Origin of the sequence: Serinicoccus shuyuelongi (genome assembly GCF_045032955.1) — a bacterium.
Taxonomy (GTDB): Bacteria; Actinomycetota; Actinomycetes; order Actinomycetales; family Dermatophilaceae; genus Ornithinicoccus.
The window spans coordinates 22,100-41,134 of record NZ_JBJFZU010000009.1 but is presented as its reverse complement, the minus strand read 5'-3'; the positions used below and the strand labels follow the sequence as shown (position 1 = coordinate 41,134).

Below are 19,035 nucleotides of genomic sequence, written 5' to 3'. Positions count from 1 at the left end.
GACGAGGCCCGGCGGATCGGCACGTGCAGGTGGGTCCCGGCGTGCCCGGCGGCGGTGATGTCAGGATGAACGCCATGGAACGCTCCCTGCCGATGACCGAGCCGATGCCGGGCCTGCCCGACCGGGTGACGATCTACGAGGTGGGCCCCCGGGACGGGCTGCAGAACGAGAAGACCGCGGTGCCGGTCGAGGTCAAGGCGGAGTTCGTCCGCCGGCTGCTCGGCGCCGGCCTGGAGACCGTCGAGCTCACCAGCTTCGTGCCCCGGCGCTGGGTGCCGCAGCTGGGTGACGCCGAGGAGCTGCTCGACCTGCTCGGCGGGGTCGGGCGGGGGCGGCACCGCCCGGTGCTGGTGCCCAACGAGAAGGGGCTGGACCGAGCGCTGGAGCGGGGGGTGTCCTCGGTCGCGATCTTCGGCAGTGCCACCGAGACCTTCGCCCGCCGCAACCTCAACCGGTCCGTCGAGGAGTCGGTGGAGATGTTCGCGCCGGTGGTGACCCGGGCGCTGGACGCCGGTGCCTGGGTGCGTGCCTACGTGTCGATGTGCTTCGGCGACCCGTGGGAGGGCCCGGTGCCGGTGCAGCAGGTGGTCGACGCCTGCTGCCGGCTGATGGACCTGGGCTGCGACCAGCTCTCGATCGGCGACACCATCGGGGTCGGCACCCCCGGGCACGTGCTGCGTCTGCTGGACGCCCTGGAGGACGCCGGGATCGGGACCGAGAGCACCGCGGTGCACTTCCACGACACCTACGGCCAGGCGCTCGCGAACACGACGGCCGCGCTGCGCCGCGGGGTCCGGGTGGTGGACGCCTCCACCGGCGGCCTCGGCGGATGCCCGTACGCGAAGTCCGCGACCGGCAACCTGGCGACCGAGGACCTGGTCTGGGCGCTTGACGGGCTGGGCATCGAGCACGGCGTCGACCTGGACGCGCTGGTCGCCACCAGCGCCTGGATGGCCGAGCAGCTCGGCCGGCCCGCCCCGTCCCGGGTGGTCCGTGCGCTGAGCGGCTGACCGCCCGGCCGGCCCGGTCGCTCCTGCCCGGCCCGCCCTCAGATGTCGCGGCGCCGGTACCCCCAGGCGCCCAGGGCCGTCAGCCCCGCGGCGAGGGCCAGCATGCCCAGCACCGCCGTCCAGTCCATCGGGTCGACGGGCAGCTGCGGCAGCGGCGCCCACGGGGTCAGCCCCACCAGCCAGTCGGGCAGCGAGAGGATCGCGCCGACCCAGACCATGAGCAGGCTCCAGGCGACGACCACCCAGGTGAGCGCGGCCAGCCGCGGTGCCCACCCGTGCAGGAGGACCGCGATGCCGAGCACCACCAGCCCTCCGGGGGCCAGCGCGGCCCCGGCGCCGGCGACCCGGGCGACCAGCGACCAGTCGCCCTGCGTGCGCGCCTGGTTCAGCGCCAGCACCGCCCCCACCAGGACCAGCAGCAGGGCCGGGGCCAGCGCCGCGATCACCAGGTGCGAGGCGAGCAGCCGGCCCCGTCCGGGAGCCGTGGAGAGCAGCAGCTCGGCGTGCCCGCGCTCCTCCTCGCGCGCCAGCCGTGAGAAGAGCTGGACCGCCAGCACCGCGACCACCACCGAGACGATCGAGAGCATGGCCACGAAGAAGGCGTCCACCAGCTGCTCGGCGCCGCCGCCCATCTGCTGCAGCACGACCCGCAGCTGAGGGGCCTGCTCCAGCATGTCGGCGAAGCTGGTGGACAGCGACCCCAGGGCCAGCGCGAGCAGCACCAGCCCGGAGCCCCAGCCGAGCAGCTGACCCCGGTGCAGCCGCCGGGCCAGCCCACCGGTGCTGGACAGCGAGGCGGCGGCGCGGGCGGGACCGGGCCGCGCCGCCCATACCCCGGAGCCGTGGTCCCGCCGAGACTCGAGCAGCACCGCCGCACCGGCCAGCAGCAGCGCCAGCACGGCGGGCAGCAGCAGCACCCACCAGCGCTCCTGCGCGTACGGGCGGGCCAGCGCCATCCACTGCACCGGTGAGGCCCAGCCCGCAGCCCGCAGTGTCGACCCCTGCGCGGACCCGTCCGCCACCGCCCGCAGGGTGTATGCCGCCGCCACCGTCCACAGCCCGAGCGAGCGGGCGGTCCGCGCCGAGGCGGTGAGCTGGACCGCGACGGCGCCCACCCCGGCGAAGACGGCGGTGACCAGGGTGATCCCGGCGCCGAAGGCCAGCGACCCCCCGAGCGGCTGCCCGACCGCGGTCATCGACCCCGCCACCAGCAGCCCCAGCACGGCACCGGCCACCACCGCGACGGCCAGCCCGGCGACCAGCGGCGCGTGCCGGTCCACCGACCCGGAGCGCAGCAGCTCGGTGCGCCCGTCCTCCTCCTCGGCCCGGGTGGAGCGGACCACGCCGAGCACCGCCATCACCGCTGCCATGGCGGCCACGAAGGTCCCGACCCGCCAGACGGTGAACCCCCCGGCCGTGGTCAGGTCGAAGGGGGGACCGAGCATCGCCCGCATGGTCGGGTTGTTCGTCATGGTCGCGATCAGGAGCTGGGCGTTGCCGGGCTCGATGATCGTCTCGTAGGCCGCGGCGGTGGCCGGGACGACGACCGTCAGGGCCAGCACCCACGCGGCGTAGAACCAGCGGCTGCGGCGGGCCACCAGGCGCAGCAGCGTGCCCAGCCCGGTCATCGCCCGCCCTCGTCGTAGTGCCGCAGGAAGAGCTCCTCCAGCGTCGGCGGGGTGGAGGTCAGGGAGCGGATCCCCAGGGCCGAGAGCCGAGCGACCAGCCCGCCCAGCTCGACGTCGTCCACCTGGCAGGTCAGCCGGTGTCCCGCCAGCACGGCGTCGTGCACGCCCGGGTGCGCGGCGAGGGACGCCGGCACCGGCACCGCCAGCTGGACGTCGACCTGGGTCCGGGTGAGGTGGCGCAGCTCGGCCAGGGTGCCCGACTCGACCACCCTCCCGGCCCGGATGATCGACACCCGGTCGCACAGGTGCTCCACCTCCGACAGGATGTGGCTGGAGAGCAGCACCGTCCGGCCGCGGTCCCGCTGCTCCGCCACCGCCTCCCGGAACCTGGCCTCCATCAGCGGGTCCAGGCCGCTGGTCGGCTCGTCCAGCAGCAGCAGCTCCACGTCCGAGGCCAGCGCCGCGACCAGGGCGACCTTCTGCCGGTTGCCCTTGGAGTAGGTGGAGCCCCGCTTGGTGGGGTCCAGGTCGAAGCGCTCCACCAGCTCGGCGCGCCGGCCCTCGTCGAGCCCCCCGCGCAACCGGCCCAGCAGGTCGATGACCTCGCCACCGGTGAGGTTCGGCCACAGCGCCACGTCCCCGGGGACGTAGGCGAGGCAACGGTGCAGGGAGGTGGCGTCGGCCCAGGGGTCGCCGCCCAGCAGCAGCGCACGCCCCGCGTCCGCCCGGAGCAGGCCCAGCAGCACCCGGAGGGTGGTCGACTTGCCCGACCCGTTCGGGCCCAGGAAGCCGTGCACCTCACCCTGGGCGACCTCCATGGTCAAGCCGTCCAGTGCCGTGCTCCGCCCGAAGCGCTTCACCAGGTCCTGCAGCTCCACGGCGTTCATGACCCGACGCTACTCCTGCCGAGACCTATGCTGGGCCGGTGAACGGGGAGATCGTGGGTGGCGCGAGCGCGAGCGACTACCTGCCACCGCCGGTGGTCCGGGTGATCAGCCTGGGCCTGATCCGCCATCCGGAGCGGGACGCCATCTTCGTCACCGAGTACGTCGACCCCGGCCGGGACGAGCTGATCCACCGCCCGGCCGGCGGCGGCATCGAGTTCGGGGAGACCTCCGAGCAGGCGTTGCGGCGCGAGTTCCGGGAGGAGTTCGGCACCGAGATCGAGGTGGGGGCCCGGCTGGCGGTGATCGAGAACATCTTCGTCTTCAACGGTCGCCCCGGGCACGAGTTCGCGGTGGTGCACGAGGCGCGGTTCACCGACCCGGCGATGCACGAGCGCGGCCCGTTCCCGGTCCTCGACGCCCCCGGCGACGTGGCCGGCTGGCGCCCCCGCACCGGCTCCGACCTGCCCCGACTGGTCCCCGAGGAGATCGCCGGGCTGCTGTGAGCGCGGCGGCCGGCACCCCCGGCGGGTATGCGGCCGCTCCGGGTGCGTGGGTGTCGGTGGGACGACATACGGTGGGGTCATGAAGTCAGGGATCGACCGCGCAGGAATGGCCACCGACGTCCGTGCCCAGGACGACCTCTTCGCCCACGTCAACGGGGGCTGGTTGGCGACGGCGGCGATCCCCGAGGACAGGGCCCGGTACGGGTCCTTCGACATGTTGCGCGAGAGCGCCGAGACGGCCGTGCGTGCGCTCATCATCGACGCCGCCGAGCAGCAGCCCGACCCGGGCACCCCGGCCGGCAAGGTGGGGTCCCTGTTCGCCAGCTTCATGGACGAGGAGCGGGTGGCGGAGCTGGGCCTGACCCCGCTGGCCGAGCCGCTGGCGCAGGTCGCCGGGGTGCAGGACGCGACCGGGGTGGTCGCGGTCTCGGCCGGGCTGCAGCGCGAGGGCATCGAGGGGCTCACCCACCTGTGGGTCACCGCCGACGCCGGTGACCCCGAGCGGTACATCGCCTACCTGCACCAGGGTGGGATCGGCCTGCCCGACGAGGCCTACTACACCGACGAGGAGCACGCCGGCGTACGCGAGGCCTACCGCGGCTACCTGGCGCGGCTGCTCGAGCTGGCCGCCCCGGCGCTCGTCGAGGCCGGCCTCACCGACGTGCTGGGCAGCACCGAGGACGCGGTGGCCCGGGTGTACGCGCTGGAGGAGCGGATCGCCGCCGCGCACTGGGACCGGGTCGCCAGCCGGGACGCGGTGCGCTCCTACACCCGCCTGGGGCGCGAGGAGCTGGCCGGGACCACCCCCGGCTGGGACTGGGACGCCTGGGCGCAGGGCCTCGGTGCCCCGGCTGCGGCGCTGGACGCGGTGGTGGCCCGGCAGCCGGAGGTGCTCACCGCCGTGGCGACCGCGCTGCGGGAGGTGCCGGTGGCCGACTGGCAGGCCTGGCTCGCCGTGCGGGTGCTGGACGGGACCGCCCCGTACCTCACCGACGACCTGGTCGCCGCGCACTTCGACTTCCACGGCCGGGCCCTGTCCGGGACCCCCGCCAACAAGGAGCGGTGGAAGCGGGGGGTCGGTCTGGTGGAGGGGCTGCTCGGCGAGGCCGCCGGTCAGCTCTACGTCGAGGCGCACTTCCCGCCGGCCGCCCGCGAGCGGATGAGCGAGCTGGTCGACAACGTCACCGAGGCCTTCCGCCGCCGGATCGGCGAGCTGGAGTGGATGGGGCCGGAGACCCGCACCCGGGCCCTGGAGAAGCTGGCGGCCTTCCGACCCAAGATCGGGCACCCGCCCGTCTTCCGCGACTACGCGACCTACCAGCTGGACCCTGCGGACCTGGTCGGCAACGTGCGCCGCGGCGCGGCCGTCGAGACCGACCGGGAGCTGGCCAAGGTCGGGGGTCCGATCGACCGCGACGAGTGGCTGATGACCCCGCAGACGGTGAACGCCTACTTCCACCCCATGCTCAACGAGATCGTCTTCCCGGCGGCGATCCTGCAGCCGCCCTTCTTCGACGTGGACGCCGACGACGCCGCCAACTACGGCGGCATCGGGGCGGTCATCGCGCACGAGATCGGGCACGGCTTCGACGACCAGGGCAGCAGGTACGCCGGCGACGGCTCTCTCACCGAGTGGTGGACCGAGGACGACCGGGCCGCCTTCGACGCCCGCAGCGCGCGCCTCGTCGCGCAGTTCGACACCCTCTCCCCGCGGGACATCCCCGGCGGCACGGCCACCGTCAACGGCGGCCTCACCGTCGGCGAGAACATCGGCGACCTGTGCGGGCTGGAGCTGGCCCACCTGGCGTACACGATCGCCACCGACGGCGCCGCCCCCGAGCTGGACGGGTGGACCGGGGACCAGCGCTTCTTCCTGGGCTGGGCGTCGGTGTGGCGCACCGTCGCCCGCGAGGAGGAGGCCCGACGGCTGCTGTCCGTCGACCCGCACGCCCCCGCCGACCTGCGCGCCAACACGGTGCGCAACGTGGACGCCTTCCACCGGGCCTTCGCGACGACCGCGTCGGACGGCCTGTGGCTGGAGCCGCAGGACCGGGTCCGGGTCTTCTGAGGCGCCGCTACCGGTAGAGCTGCGGCGCCACCTGCCGCAGCTGGCGGTCCAGCTCCGGGGCCAACGTCCGGGCGTAGGTGGCGGTGAGGTGGCTGTGGTCGCTGTAGACCACCACGTTGCCGACCACCGGCGGGCAGGTGGTGTCGGTGCAGATCTGGTCGATCAGGTCCACGAAACCGACCGAGGCGGGTATGCCCTCCGCCCCGACGTAGGGCGGCGTCTCGCTGTAGCGCAGGTCCCGGGGCATCCCGCACCGGCCCGGGTCGTCCCCGTGCTCGTCCAGGCACTCGGGCACCCGCTCGGGGAGCCGGCCCGTGTCCCGGACGGCGACGACGTCGATGTCGCGGGCGGCCAGCTCCTGCCAGACCTCCACGAACCCGCGGGACACCTGCTCCTGTCCGGAGATGGCGGTGGTCGCCAGGGTCAGCACGACGTCCGGGTCGATCTCGTCGAGCTCCTCGAGCAGGTTCGCGTTCCAGCGCGCGCAGCTGTCGGTCACCGGGGCGTCCGTCCGGACCGGGTAGTCGCCCGGGTTCGTGGTCAGGTGGCACCCGGAGCGGCTGGCCACCACCAGGTTCCACCCCTGCTCCCGGGCGATCCGCTCCAGCGCCGGGTGGTAGTGGACCATGTGCGAGCCCCCGGTCAGCAGCACCGTCGGCCCGGACCCCGGGGAGGTGCCGGCGCAGACCAGCACCTCCGACGCCGCGGTGGTGTCCTGCCAGTCCTGGATGCAGCCCTGGTCGTAGACCGAGGCGTTGTCCAGCGGGGCCGCCTCGAGGGTGGGGAGGTCCGCGACGTCGGTGTTGCCGAGGTCGGGCTCGCCGATGGCGGCCGCCCCCGGGTGCTCGGGGGAGCCGGTGGCAGCGGCCGCCGCCGCCAACGCCGCCTGCTGCCGGTCCACCAGCCGGTCCGTCCACCGGGTCAGCGACACCGCACCCAACCCGAGGACCAGCCCGCCCACCAGCACCACCGCCACGGGCCGGCGCATCGGGCGGCGGGTGAGCGGGCGCTCCACCAGCACGTGGGTGAGGTGGGCCAGCAGCACCGACACCGCGATCACCGCGGTCCCGGTCACCGCGGTGAGCTCGTCCTGCTCCAGCACGACCAGCCCGAGCACCACCAGCGGCCAGTGCCACAGGAAGAGCGGGTAGGCGCGGTCCCCGACCCAGGCCAGGACCCGACCGGACAGCCAGTGGTCGACGCCCCACCGGGACCCGGTGCTGCCCGCGGCCATCACCAGCGCGAAGCCGCCCACCGGCCACAGCGCGGCCGGACCGGGGAAGAGGGCGCCACCGTCCAGTACCAGCCCCGAGGTGGCCACCAGGGCCAGCCCCAGCCATCCGAGCACCACCCGCACCCGGACCGGCAGCCGGCCCTCCACCGCGAGCAGCGCGACCAGGCCACCCAGGGCCGGCTGCCACAGCCGGGTCCCGGTGTGCAGGTACGCCACCTGCTGGTCCGTGGTGTGCATCCACGCCGCCCAGCCGAAGGAGAGCAGTGCCACCAGGGCGACCATCGCGCCCAGCACCGGCAGCAGCAGGTGCCGCCGGCGGTGCACCAGCAGGCTGCAGCCGACGACGACCACCGGCCAGAGGAGGTAGAACTGGCCCTGCACCGACATCGACCAGAAGTGCTGCAGCGGGCTGGTGCCGGGTCCGGCGGCGGCATACCCGAGCTGGGAGCCGATCAGCTCCCAGTTCTGGGTGTAGGTGAGGCTGGCACGCAGCTCATGGCCCAGCTGCACCCACCGGGTGGGTGGCAGGAGCAGCCGGCCGGCGACCCAGGTGGACGCCAGCACCAGCACCGCCGCCGGCAGCAGCCGTCGCACGATCCGTCCCAGGTAACGCGGCAGGTGGAAGGGACCACCGGTGCGCACCACCTCGCGGACCAGCATGCCGGTGAAGAGGAAGCCGGAGATGGCGAGGAAGACGTCGATCCCGCCCGAGACCCGTCCGTCGCCGAAGACGTGGAAGAGGACGACCAGTGCGATCGCCAGCCCCCGCAGACCGTGCAGCTCGGGCCGGTACCGGGAGGACAGCACCGGGTGTCGTGAAACCTGGTCCCGACCCTCGGACGGGTCGGGGTCGGCGGGCACGACCGCGATGCTACTCGGCGGGCGCCTCAGTCGGCCGGGCGCACCCGGGTGATGCGGTGCAGCAGGAACGTGCGTGCCACGTCGGCCTCCCCGACGGTCGCCCGGACCCTGCCGCCCTCCACGGCCAGCGGCCGCAGCAGGTGGGTGGCGACCCCGCCGACGTCGTCGGCGTACCCGATCCAGAGGGCCTGGCCGTCGGCGGCCGCCTCCCGCATCGCGGCGGCGACCACGACCGGGTCCGAGCTGCCCTCCCCGGAGGTGGGCGCGTGCCGGTTGCCGTCGCCGCTGCGCATGACGGCGACCACCTGGGCCGAGACCACCGGGTCCACCCCGCTGACCCGGACCGGCGGGGAGGAGGGCCGGGGCGCCCGACGCAGGGTGGCACCGACCAGCTCCAGCCCGCCGTCCGCGCCGTCGGTGACCGGGCCGTACTGCTCCTCGCGGAGCAGGTCGAGGACGGTGGTCGCCGGGACCGGGCTGACCAGCACGGTGGGTGCCACCCGGCGCCACTGCACCATGCCCAGCGCACGGTCCCGCTCGACCCGGTCCAGCAGGGCCACGTCGTCGCAGCGCAGGTACGAGGCGCAGGCGCCGACCCGGGCCAGCCCGTGCCGGCGGGCCACGTCCCGCACCAGGTAGTCCAGCGGCTGGGGGACCCCGGTCCGGGACACCCCGGCGAGCTCTTCCAGCAGCCGGTCCGCCGGCCAGCCGAGGTCCAGCGCCCGACGCACGCTCTCGTCGGTGAACCGGTGCACGGTCGCGCCGCCCCGGGACTCGACGTCGCTGGACAGCCGCATCAGCGCGCGGGCCGGTCCGTCCAGCCGGCCCGGCGCGATCGCCGTGAGGTCGGCCTGCAGCAGCACGTGGTCGACCGAGGGCGGCACCAGCGGGGTCATCGCCGCCGGGGCGCCACCCGTCCCCAGCACGAGTTCCCGGCCCGGCGTGGAGAGGGCGCCACGGCCGGTCAGCCCGGCCCACTCCGCCTCCCTGAGCACCGTCCCGAGCCCCACCCCGAGCTCCCCGCCGGAGCGGGCAGCGCGCAGCGGGTGACGCCAGCGCAGCAGGCCGGCGAGGTCGTCGGCGGTGGGTGCAGCACCGTCGGGAAGGGCACCGAGGGCCCGCAGCACGTCGTGCCGGCGCTGGCGTCCCGGGGGGAAGGAGGTCTGGGTGGAGAGCACGTTCACCCGGCCGGACTCGGAGGAGCCCACCAGGCTCGGGGCCGCCGACATCGACCACCAGGCGGTGGCCAGCGTCGCCCAGCGGTCGCCGACCTCCTCGTCCATCCAGGCGTCGGCGGCGCTGGTGGGTGCCCAGACGGCCTGCGCCTCCGACCGGTGGCCCCCGTCGTCGACCGCCAGCAGCCCGGCGGCGTGCGCGCTCTCCAGCAGCCAGGCCACCTCCTCGGGCCCGGTCTCCAGGTGCGCCGCCAACCGGCTCAGGTCGCGTGCGGCGAGACCGCCGCTGCGCAGCACCCGGGGCGGGTGGGCGCCCCACTCGTCGACGATCTCGGTGGCCAGCACGATCAGGTCCGCGGCGCGGCCCCCGGCGGCCGCGTCCACCACCTCCGGGTCCAGCACCGGGTGCTCGACGGGCGGTGGCTCCACCGCGCTGCGCCGGTGCAGCCGACCCTCGCGCAGCCGCAGCGCGACCTGGCGGGGGAGCACCACGTGCTCGTCGTCCTCACGGACCAGCAGCCCCGCCTCGAGCAGCTCCCGGGCGGCGGTGACCATCGGCGAGGCCGACGAGCCGTCTGCAGGGGCGGTGGCGACGGCGCCCCGGGCCGGCCCCCAGGTCAACGCCGCGAGCAGGTTGCGGTGCCGCTCGGTCAACCCGTCCAGGGCCGCGTCCAGGGCGGTGCCCTCCGGCACCCCCGGGGCCAGGGGGCCCAGGCCGCCCGGTTCCCCGACCACCTCGACGACCGGCCGGGGCGCGCGCAGGCCCTCCGCCGAGCGCCAGCAGAGGGCGAGGTCGTGCAGCCGACCCAGCAGCCGGTGGGCCGTCGGCGCGTCGGTGCCCAGCAGCCCGGCGACCTCCTCGTCGTCGGCGGGGGCCGCGACCAGCAACGCCTCCAGGGCCTGCAGGTGGGCCAGGTCCAGGCCGTCCAGGGCACGCTGGATGCTGGCCCGGGTGGTGGCCCGGGCGGCGAGGGCGGTCAGGTCCGCCGGGGACGGGCGTGCCAGGTCGGGGCGGGCCTGCAGCAGCTCAGCCAGCTGCTGGTCGTCCCGTCCGCGCAGGTCGTCCGCCAACGAGCGGGGGGTGGGCTCAGTCAAAGAGCGCCTCGTAGACGCGCTGGAACCGGCCGAAGCGTTCGGTGTAGTAGCGGCGGCGATGGTAGTCGGGCATCAGGGTCTCGCCCCGGTCCGGCTTGGCCCGGCGCACGTCCGGGGCCAGCACCTCGAGGGCGAGCAGGGCGGTCCCGTGCAGGGTGGAGCGTTTGATGGTCACCGGGGTCACGGGGGTGCGCATCGCGTCCGCCATCACCTGCATCAGCTCCGGCCGGTCCGCCGCGACGCCACCGCCGGCGAAGAGCTTCTCCGGCTGCGGGGCGACCTCCCGCAGCTGGCTGGCGATCCGGGCGTAGGACAGCGCGATTCCCTCGACGACACCGCGGTAGACCTCGGCCGGTGCCGAGGCGGCGGTGACCCCGACCATGACGGCACGGGCGTCGGCGGACCACCCGGTGCTGCGCTCGCCGCTGAAGAACGGGAGCACCAGCGGGGTGGTCGGGTGCGGTTCGGCGGTGAGGGCGTCGGAGAGGGCCTGCGCGCCGACCTGGTCGACGGCGAGCGTCACGTCGGCCCAGGCCAGTGCCCGACCGACGTCGTTGAGCGCGCCCCCGAGCAGCGCCCGGTCGTGCGAGACCCGGTAGCACCACAGCCCGGTCGGCAGGGTCTCGGGCATCTCCCGGACCAGCACCCGCAGCGAGCCCGAGGTGGCGCAGGACGCCCCGATCGCGGTCTCGTCGTGCGCGCCCAGGCCCACGTTGGCGGCGAGCCCGTCGGTGATCGGGGCGAACCAGGTCGCCTGCGCGAGCATCGGCCACCGCTTCGCGATCACCTTCTGCTCCGCCTCGGCGACCGGGACCGGCTGGTCCAGGTGGTGGATCGGCGGGAGCCGGCGCGGGTCGATGCCGCTGATCTCCACCAGCTCGGGGTACCAGTCCGCGGTGTGCCGGTCCACCAGCCCGGTCCACGAGGCGGTCGAGGTGCCGGTGGCCAGGGTGCCGGTGAGCCGCAGCATCAGGTAGTCGCCGAGCGAGAGGTAGTGCCCGGCCGCCCGGACCACCTCGGGGCGGGTCTTCGCCAGCCAGCGCAGACGGGCCGGCCAGTAGCTGGAGTGGACCCGGGTGCCGGTGCGCTGCTGCAGGTTCTCCTCGGAGAGCTCCTCACGCAGCTGCACGACCTGCTCCGCGCAGCGCCCGTCGGCATAGGTGTAGCAGGGGGTCAGCGGGGACCCGTGCTCGTCCACCACCAGCAGCGAGGAGGCGAAGGTGTCCATCGCCACCCCGGCGACCTCGTGGTCTCCCAGCGCGCCGGCCAGCTCGTCGACCAGGGCGCGGACCTCGTCCAGGATCTGGTCCGGGTCGATCTCGGAGGTGCCGTCGTGCGCGGTGGTGAAGGTGTGCGCGACCTTGGCCCGTTTCCCCACCGGGCGGCCCCGGGCGTCGTAGACCATGCCCCGGCTCGCGCTGGACCCTACGTCGAGCGCCAGGACGAGGGGCGGCACGGCGTCCTTGAGCTCGATGTCGAAGTTCGAGGCCATGAACAGCCACTCTAGGCCAGCGCGGCGCGCACCGGACCGGCGGAGGCTGACCGGGCCCACCCGGCGTGGCACCATCTCCTCGTGCACCCCTCCACCGCGCTCGCCACCGTCGTCGCCGACGAGCTGCTGCGGGGCGGGGTCACCGAGGTGGTGCTGGCGCCCGGGTCCCGGTCGGCGCCGCTGGCCTACGCGCTCGCAGAGCTCGACGAGGCGGGTCGGATCCGGCTGCACGTGCGCATCGACGAGCGGGGTGCCGGCTTCCTGGCGCTGGGGATGGCGCGGGCCTCCGGCGCCCCGGTGGCGGTGGTGACCACCTCCGGCACGGCGGTCGCCAACCTGCACCCGGCGGTGCTCGAGGCGCACCACAGCGGCATACCCCTGGTGGTGCTCTCCGCCGACCGGCCCGCCGAGCTGCGCGGGACCGGGGCGAACCAGACCACCGTCCAGCCCGGGATCTTCGCCGGCGCGCTGCGCTGGGAGCGTGACCTGCCGGCCCCGTCGTCCGCCGACGCCACCGCCGCCGCCCACTGGCGGGGGACGGTATGCCGGGCGCTGGCCGCCGCCCTGGGCCGCCCGGACCCGTCCACCGCCGGGCCGGTGCACCTGAACCTCTCGTTCCGGGACCCGCTGGCCCCGGACCTCGACCGAACCGTCCCGCCCCCGGCGCTGGCGGGCCGGGCGCAGGGCCGTCCGTGGACGCAGCTGTCCCCGCCCCGGTGGCCCGAGGGCGGCCTCGAGCCGCCGGTGGAGCCGGGCGCACGGACCCTGGTGCTGCTGGGCGACCTGCCGGACCCCGTTCTGACCCGGCGGGCGCTGGAGTGGGCGGAGGCCGCCGGCTGGCCGGTGCTGGCCGAGCCCTTCGGGGTGCTGCCGAGCGGCGCCGGCGTGGTGCCGCACGGGGTGTTGGTCGCCGGGCGGGTCAGTGGTGCCGGGCAGCCGCTGCTGCCCGACCGGGTGCTCGTGGTGGGCCGGCTGACCCTGTTCCGGGAGTTCGGGGCCCTGCTGCGCCGACCCGGCGTGCAGGTGGAGCACGTCAGCGCCACGCCGCGGTGGACCGACCCCTCGCACGTGGTGCACCGGGTGCACGGCGTCGGGGTGCTGGCCGAGCCCCCGACCCCCGCGCCGGACGCGCAGGACTGGGTGCGGGCCTGGGTCGAGGCCGGCGCCGCGCTGGGCCCCCGGGTGGCGCAGGCGGTCGACGGGCTGACCGGCCCCGGGGTGGCCGCCGCCGTCGCCGCGGCGCTCACCGACCAGGACCTGCTCGTGCTCGGCTCCTCCAACGCCCCGCGCGACCTGGCGCTGGCCCTGGACGGGCGCGCCGCCCCGGTCCGGGTGCTGGCCAACCGCGGGCTGGCGGGCATCGACGGCACCGTCTCGACGGCGATCGGCGCGGCCCTGACCGGGCCGCGGACGGTGGCCCTGATGGGGGACCTGACCTTCCTGCACGACGCGGGGGCCCTGACGATCGGACCCGCCGAGCCGGTGCCGGACCTCACCGTCGTGGTCGTCAACGACGACGGCGGCGGGATCTTCTCCACCCTGGAGTACGGAGACCCGGCCCGGTCGGCGACCGCGGCGCACGCGGCCCGCACCGAACGGGTCTTCGGCACCCCGCACGGCACCGACCTGGCCGCGTTGTGCGCCGCGCACCACGTGGCACACCGGCGGGTCGGCTCGGTGCAGGAGCTGACGGAGGCGCTGGCGGTGCCGCCGTCCGGGCCGGTCACCGGGATCCGGGTGCTGGAGGTGCCGGTCGACCGCACCGGGCACCGCCGGCTGCGCGACGCCCTCCGCGACTGACCCTCACCACCCCCCCCCGACCGGGCGAGCCTTACTGTCCCGACCGGGCGCGCGTCGTGCTCCGACCGGGCGCGCGTCGTGCTCAGAAACCGATGGCGCCGACCGGCTCCGTGTCGGCCCGCATGGCCCGTGACAGCTTCCCGAGTGCCCCGGGGGTGACCTCACGCACCCCGAGCGTCGGCACCTGGGAGACCAGGGTCCGCCCACCGAGGTATGCCGCGCCCAGCGCCGCGACCGGCGCGACCACGTCCGGACCGTCCTGCGTCGCCTCGACGGTCGCGGCCCCGCTCGCGTCGGCCCTCACCCGCCAGCGACCGGCGTTCCACGGGCAGAACTCGTCGGTGACCTCGAGCACCACGTCCAGGGGACCGGCATACCCGCGCTCGGCCAGTGCCCGGGGGACGTCCACCAGCCGCAGCCAGAGGGCGTCCGAGGCCTTCATCCCGGCCGCCCTGGGGCCGCCCGCCCACCAGAGCAGCGGGTCGTCGACCGAGCGGTTCCAGAAGGTGACCTTGGTGGTCAGGTCGAGGTCGAGCAGGCGGCGGGCCAGCGCCAGCAGGCTCGCGTGGTCGCGGGCGGCGAGCTCGGCGACCGACACCTCGCCCTGGGAGACGCCGTCCTCCCACCTGCTCTCCCGGCGGAAGAGGGCGTACCCGGTGACCTCGTCGTCGACCTGCGCGAGCATGAGCCGGCGCGGCTCCTTGCTGCCCCGGGCCTTGGGCATGTCCCGGAACCAGGTGGTGGCCTGGGCATCGGGGCGGGTGACCGTGCCGAGTGCACCATCGGCGCAGGCCAGGTGCGCGGCGTGCAGCGCCGCGGTCCCCTCGGCGGTGGGCAGGGTCACCATGTGCGTCCGGACGGCGTCGGCCCGGGCGCCGAGCTCCTCGGGGGCGGTGAGGGTGGTCCCGCGGCCGAGCGTCAGCTTCACGTCGAGGCTGGCGCTGCCGTAGCCGAACCGCCCGTAGATCGCGGGCTCGGAGGCGTGCAGCCCCGCCACCGCGCACTCGCCGCGGTCGTGGATGCGGTGCAGGTGGTCCCGCATCATCCGGGTCAGCACCCCGCGCCGGCGGGCGTCGGGGTGCACCCCGACCCAGGTGAGACCGTCCATCGGCAGCACCCGTAGGCCGCCGACCGGGCCGGGCACGGTGACCTGCATGTCGAAGGCTCCGTAGATGCCGACCAGCGGCGTCGGGCCGGACGCGTCCTCGCCGGGCAGCGGCGGTCCCGGCCGCTCCATCGCGCGGGCGTGCCGGAAGTCCAGGTCGTCCGCGAGGTCCGCCGGGGTGCCACCGGGGAGCACCTCGAACCAGACGGTGTCCTCCAGCTCCTTGATCCGGGGCAGGTCCGCCGGGGTCAGGTCGATCATCGTCGCGTCGGTGTTCACAGCAGGAGTGTGGCAAGACCTAGACTCCTGCCGCCAGGGGTTTTCACGGGGGTCACAGCTCAGGAGTGGTGTGCGCGCACAGGTACGTCCAGGCTCGGTCACGGGATCGGTCACCGCCGTCCTCGTCGTCTTCGCGGCCGCTGGTTTCGTCATGGGGCAGGCGCTGTCCCGGGTGCCCGCGGTGCGCGACCACGTCGGTGCCGACACCGCCCAGCTCGGGCTGGCGCTGATGGGGATGGGCCTGGGGTCGCTGCTGGCGATGCCCTTCACGGGCCGGCTGGTGGACCGGTACGGCAGCCGCCGGGTGGTCCTCGTCGCCGTGCTGCTCGGCTGTCTCGGCTGGTCCCTGGTCCCGCTGGTGCCATCGGTGCCCACCCTGCTCCTGCTGCTGGTGCTGACCGGGATGAACATCGGCATCTGGGACGTGGCGATGAACATCCAGGGGACCCACGTCGAGCAGGCCCGCCGCCGGTCGCTGATGCCGTACTTCCACGCCGCCTTCTCCGGCGGGGCGGTGCTCGGGGCCGGCTCCGGGGCGCTCGCGGCCTGGCTCGGGGTGGGGTTGGTCCAGCTGCCGGTGCTGGCCCTGGTCGCCGCCGTGGCCGGCGCGCTCGGCGCGACCCGCTTCGTCCCTGAGGACGACGCCGCTGGCACCGTCGCCGCCGGGATCGACGCCGCCGGGATCGACGCCGCCGGGACCGACGCCGCCGACGCGCCCCCCGCTCGCGGCGCGGTCACCCGGGTCGAGGTGCTGATCGGGCTGATCTGCCTGGCCGGTGCGCTCGCGGAGGGGTCGGCCAACGACTGGCTCGCCCTGCTGCTGGTCGACGTGCACGGTGCCCCCGAGGCCTTCGGTGCGCTCACCCTCACCGCCTTCAACCTCACCATGATGATCGGACGCCTGCTCGGCGGCCCGGCGATCGAACGCTTCGGACGGGTCGCCGTGGTCCGCGCCGGAGGGGTCCTCGCCGGGGTGGCGATCCTGGTCGTCACGCTGTCCCCCTCGCTGCTGCTGGCGCTGGCCGGTGGCCTGCTCTGGGGGCTGGGGGTGGCGACCATCTTCCCGGCGGCGATCTCGGCGGCCGGCGAGGTCCCCGGCCGGGGCAACCGGGCGATCACCGTCGTCTCGACCATCGCCTACGGCGCCTTCCTCTTCGGGGCGCCCACCATCGGGCTGGTCGCCGAGCAGGTCGGGCTGGACCGGGCGCTCTTCCTGGTGGTCGGCTTCCTGGTCCTGCTGGTCGTGCTCGGTCCGGCGCTAGCCCCCCGCTCGCGCTCGCGGGTCTGAGGCATCATCGCCGGGATGCTGACGCTCCGACCCCCGCTGCCGCAGGACGAGCAGCCGCTGCGCCGCCTGCACGCCCAGCTCGCCGCCGAGGACTTCGAGCTGCTGCTGGCCGAGGGGGACTGGGCGCAGATCCTGGCCCAGGTGGCCCGCGAGGCGTCCGGGACGGACCTGCCGCCGGGCCGGGTCCGGGCGGAGTTCCTGGTCGCCGAGGTGGACGGCACCCCCGTGGGCCGCGTCTCGATCCGGTATGCCCTGACCCCCTTCCTGCTCGAGGTCGGCGGCCACGTGGGGTATGCCGTCGGCCCGGACCACCGGCGCCGCGGCCACGCCACCGAGATCCTCCGGCAGTCGGTGCAGCGGCTGGCCGACGCGGGCGTGGACCGGGTGCTGGTGACCTGCAACGACGACAACGCGGCCTCCGCCACCGTCATCGAGCGGTGCGGTGGGGTGCTGGAGGACGTGCGCGAGCGGCCCGGCGACGGGCCGGCGAAGCGCCGCTACTGGATCAGCCCTCGCGCAGCCCCAGGGCGTGCCGCATCGCGGTGAGCTTGACCTCGGTCTCGGCCAGCTCGGCGTCCGGGTCGGAGGCAGCGACGATGCCGCCACCGGCGAAGAGGCGCATCGCCCGACGGTCCGGGGAGAGCTCCCCGCAGCGCAGCGCGATGCCCCAGTCCCCGTCGCCGCAGCCGTCCATCCAGCCGACCGGACCGGCATACCGGCCCCGGTCCATACCCTCGAGCTCGGCGATGACGGCGGCCGCGGCACCGGTGGGGGTCCCGCAGACGGCGGCCGAGGGGTGCAGCGCCGCCGCCAGGCGCAACGAGGTGGCCCCGCTGCGCATGGTGCCGGTGAGGTCGCTGGCCAGGTGGTAGACGTCCGGCAGCTCGAGCACGTAGGGCGCCTCCGGCACCACCAGCTCGGCGCAGTGCGGGGCGAGCGCCTCGGCCACCGACCGGACGGCGAAGGCGTGCTCGTCCAGGTCCTTGGCGCTGCGCACCAGCCGCAGCCGGGGGTCGAGCGGGTGCTCGGGGGAGCTGCCCGGGGTCTCGTCCGGGGCGGGCGCGCTCGCCCGTCCGGCCCGGCGGATGGTGCCGGCCAGCACCCGGGAGCGGGCGGTGCCGCCCTGCAGCCGGACGAGCATCTCCGGGGTGGCCCCGACCAGCCCGTCGACGGCGAAGGTCCAGGTGGCGGCATACCGCTTCTCGAGCCGTTCCAGCACCGGGGCGAGCCGGACGCTGCGCCCGTCCCGGTGGCGCACGGCGACGTCCCGGGCGAGCACGACCTTGTCGACCTCACCGCGCTCGATGCGGCGCACCGCGCCGGCCACCACGGCGGGCCAGCCGTCGGCGGGGATGGATCCCTCCGACTCCACCAGCGGGTCCAGGGTCCCCAGGTGCTCGTTGGTCCGGCCCAGCAGCTCGGCCGGGTGCGCGGTGGGCCAGGGCTCGTCATCGGTCACGATGTGCGTGACCCAGGACAGTCCGTCGCGGCGGCCGATGAGCACCTGCGGGACGGTGAGGACGCTGGCGTCCTGCGACGCGTCGGAGAACGCGAACGAGCCGAAGCAGACCAGCCCGGTGCCCGGCAGCCGCACCTCGTCCGCCACCTGCGCCGACGCCCGCACCCGGGTCCACCAGGCCTCGGCGTCCTCGAACCGGCCCGGTCCCGAGGTGCGCACGCAGGTGACCCGGCCCCAGCCGACCAGGCCGTCGCCCTCGCGCAGCCAGGTCACCACGTCCCGGGGGTCGACCTCGTCGGGGACACGGGTGAGCAGGTCGCCGGGCGCGTCGACGGCGACCGTCCGCGCGCGCAGCCGGGGGAGTTCGGGGGGTGGAGCCACAGCGGAACACTGTAGGACGTGGTGGGAGGATGGTTCGCATGAACCCGACGCGCGCCCACCTCGACAAGCAGCCGCACGAGGTCGCGGAGATGTTCGACGGGGTGGCCCGCCGCTACGACGTGACGAACACCGTGCTCACCGGCGGGATCGACCACCTCTGGCGCCGGGCCGTGGTCCGCGCGGTCGACGCCGCCCCCGGGGACCGGGTGCTCGACATCGCCGCCGGCACCGGCACCTCCAGCGAGCCGTATGCCGACGCCGGGGTGGACGTGGTCCCCGCGGACTTCTCCCTCGGCATGCTGGCCGAGGGGCGTCGGCGTCGCCCGGACCTGCCGTTCACCGCGGCCGACGCGATGGCGCTGCCCTTCGCCGACGGGTCCTTCGACGTCGTCACGATGAGTTTCGGGCTGCGCAACGTCGCGGACGTCGACGCGGCGCTGCGGGAGTTCCTGCGGGTGGTGCGCCCCGGGGGGCGGCTGGTGGTCTGCGAGTTCAGCCGGCCCGTGGTGCCGGTCTTCTCCACCGTCTACCGGAACTACCTGATGCGGGCGCTGCCCCAGGTGGCCCGCCGGGTCAGTTCGAACCCCGACTCCTACGTCTACCTCGCGGAGTCGATCCGGGACTGGCCCGGGCAGCGCGAGCTCGCCGCCCAGGTGCGGCGGTCCGGCTGGGAGCAGGTGCGCTGGCGCAACCTCACCGGTGGCGTCGTCGCCGTGCATCACGCGGTCGCGCCCCGCCCCGCCGGTCCGGACGCCTAGGCCGGGTCGCGA

The 19,035-nt window shown here is 75.3% G+C and carries 14 protein-coding genes; 7 read left to right on the top strand and 7 right to left on the bottom strand.

Annotated elements, in window-relative coordinates; genetic code table 11:
* Window positions 1-74 precede the first annotated feature (74 nt).
* Window positions 75-1,010, top strand: coding sequence for a hydroxymethylglutaryl-CoA lyase (locus ACI3EY_RS11750; RefSeq protein WP_405040510.1), 936 nt, complete (start codon window positions 75-77; stop codon window positions 1,008-1,010).
* 38 nt (window positions 1,011-1,048) lie between these two features.
* Here the strand turns inward: ACI3EY_RS11750 and ACI3EY_RS11745 are convergent, their stop codons facing one another.
* Window positions 1,049-2,638 carry an ABC transporter permease gene (locus tag ACI3EY_RS11745; protein WP_405040509.1) on the bottom strand — a complete coding sequence of 530 codons (1,590 nt, stop codon included), beginning with the start codon at window positions 2,636-2,638 and terminating at the stop codon, window positions 1,049-1,051.
* Window positions 2,635-3,525 (bottom strand): ABC transporter ATP-binding protein, encoded by an 891-nt coding sequence (locus ACI3EY_RS11740; protein WP_405040508.1) that lies wholly within the window; start codon window positions 3,523-3,525, stop codon window positions 2,635-2,637. The genes ACI3EY_RS11745 and ACI3EY_RS11740 overlap by 4 nt, the downstream gene beginning before the upstream one ends.
* 38 nt (window positions 3,526-3,563) lie before the next feature.
* Between ACI3EY_RS11740 and ACI3EY_RS11735 the strand changes: the two genes are divergently transcribed.
* Together ACI3EY_RS11735 and ACI3EY_RS11730 are read left to right on the top strand one after the other, a co-directional pair.
* Complete coding sequence (locus tag ACI3EY_RS11735) at window positions 3,564-4,028, top strand: NUDIX domain-containing protein (RefSeq protein ID WP_405036381.1); 465 nt, start codon at window positions 3,564-3,566, stop codon at window positions 4,026-4,028.
* Window positions 4,029-4,107: 79 nt separating this feature from the next.
* Window positions 4,108-6,096, top strand: a complete 1,989-nt coding sequence (locus ACI3EY_RS11730; RefSeq protein WP_405040507.1) for a M13 family metallopeptidase — start codon at window positions 4,108-4,110, stop codon at window positions 6,094-6,096.
* Window positions 6,097-6,103: 7 nt separating this feature from the next.
* On the opposite strand, the gene ACI3EY_RS11725 is transcribed toward ACI3EY_RS11730, so the two are convergent.
* The 3 genes from ACI3EY_RS11725 to ACI3EY_RS11715 are packed head-to-tail and all read right to left on the bottom strand — an operon-like array spanning window position 6,104 to window position 11,953.
* The gene (locus tag ACI3EY_RS11725) at window positions 6,104-8,191 is read right to left on the bottom strand and encodes an acyltransferase family protein (RefSeq protein WP_405040506.1); all 2,088 of its coding nucleotides are present in this window, start codon (window positions 8,189-8,191) and stop codon (window positions 6,104-6,106) included.
* Window positions 8,192-8,217: 26 nt separating this feature from the next.
* A complete protein-coding gene (locus tag ACI3EY_RS11720; protein WP_405040505.1) occupies window positions 8,218-10,461 on the bottom strand; it encodes a helicase-associated domain-containing protein in 2,244 nt (747 codons plus the stop codon).
* Window positions 10,454-11,953 (bottom strand): gluconokinase, encoded by a 1,500-nt coding sequence (locus ACI3EY_RS11715; RefSeq protein ID WP_405040504.1) that lies wholly within the window; start codon window positions 11,951-11,953, stop codon window positions 10,454-10,456. The genes ACI3EY_RS11720 and ACI3EY_RS11715 overlap by 8 nt, the downstream gene beginning before the upstream one ends.
* A gap of 81 nt (window positions 11,954-12,034) precedes the next feature.
* Between ACI3EY_RS11715 and menD the strand changes: the two genes are divergently transcribed.
* Window positions 12,035-13,753: a 2-succinyl-5-enolpyruvyl-6-hydroxy-3-cyclohexene-1-carboxylic-acid synthase gene (menD, locus tag ACI3EY_RS11710; RefSeq protein ID WP_405040503.1), complete on the top strand. Its 1,719-nt coding sequence runs from the start codon at window positions 12,035-12,037 to the stop codon at window positions 13,751-13,753.
* A gap of 82 nt (window positions 13,754-13,835) precedes the next feature.
* Here the strand turns inward: menD and ACI3EY_RS11705 are convergent, their stop codons facing one another.
* The gene (locus ACI3EY_RS11705; protein ID WP_405040502.1) at window positions 13,836-15,137 is read right to left on the bottom strand and encodes a GNAT family N-acetyltransferase; all 1,302 of its coding nucleotides are present in this window, start codon (window positions 15,135-15,137) and stop codon (window positions 13,836-13,838) included.
* A 70-nt stretch (window positions 15,138-15,207) separates the two neighbouring features.
* Between ACI3EY_RS11705 and ACI3EY_RS11700 the strand changes: the two genes are divergently transcribed.
* The gene (locus ACI3EY_RS11700; protein ID WP_405036388.1) at window positions 15,208-16,425 is read left to right on the top strand and encodes an MFS transporter; all 1,218 of its coding nucleotides are present in this window, start codon (window positions 15,208-15,210) and stop codon (window positions 16,423-16,425) included.
* A gap of 15 nt (window positions 16,426-16,440) precedes the next feature.
* Window positions 16,441-16,971, top strand: a complete 531-nt coding sequence (locus ACI3EY_RS11695) for a GNAT family N-acetyltransferase (protein WP_405040501.1) — start codon at window positions 16,441-16,443, stop codon at window positions 16,969-16,971.
* On the opposite strand, the gene ACI3EY_RS11690 is transcribed toward ACI3EY_RS11695, so the two are convergent.
* Window positions 16,931-18,265 carry an isochorismate synthase gene (locus ACI3EY_RS11690; protein WP_405040500.1) on the bottom strand — a complete coding sequence of 445 codons (1,335 nt, stop codon included), beginning with the start codon at window positions 18,263-18,265 and terminating at the stop codon, window positions 16,931-16,933. The two genes, ACI3EY_RS11695 and ACI3EY_RS11690, sit on opposite strands and share 41 nt — an antisense overlap.
* A 38-nt stretch (window positions 18,266-18,303) precedes the next feature.
* Here ACI3EY_RS11690 and ACI3EY_RS11685 point away from each other — a divergent pair, with 38 nt between their 5' ends.
* Window positions 18,304-19,023, top strand: coding sequence for a demethylmenaquinone methyltransferase (locus ACI3EY_RS11685; RefSeq protein ID WP_405040499.1), 720 nt, complete (start codon window positions 18,304-18,306; stop codon window positions 19,021-19,023).
* Window positions 19,024-19,035: the final 12 nt, after the last annotated feature.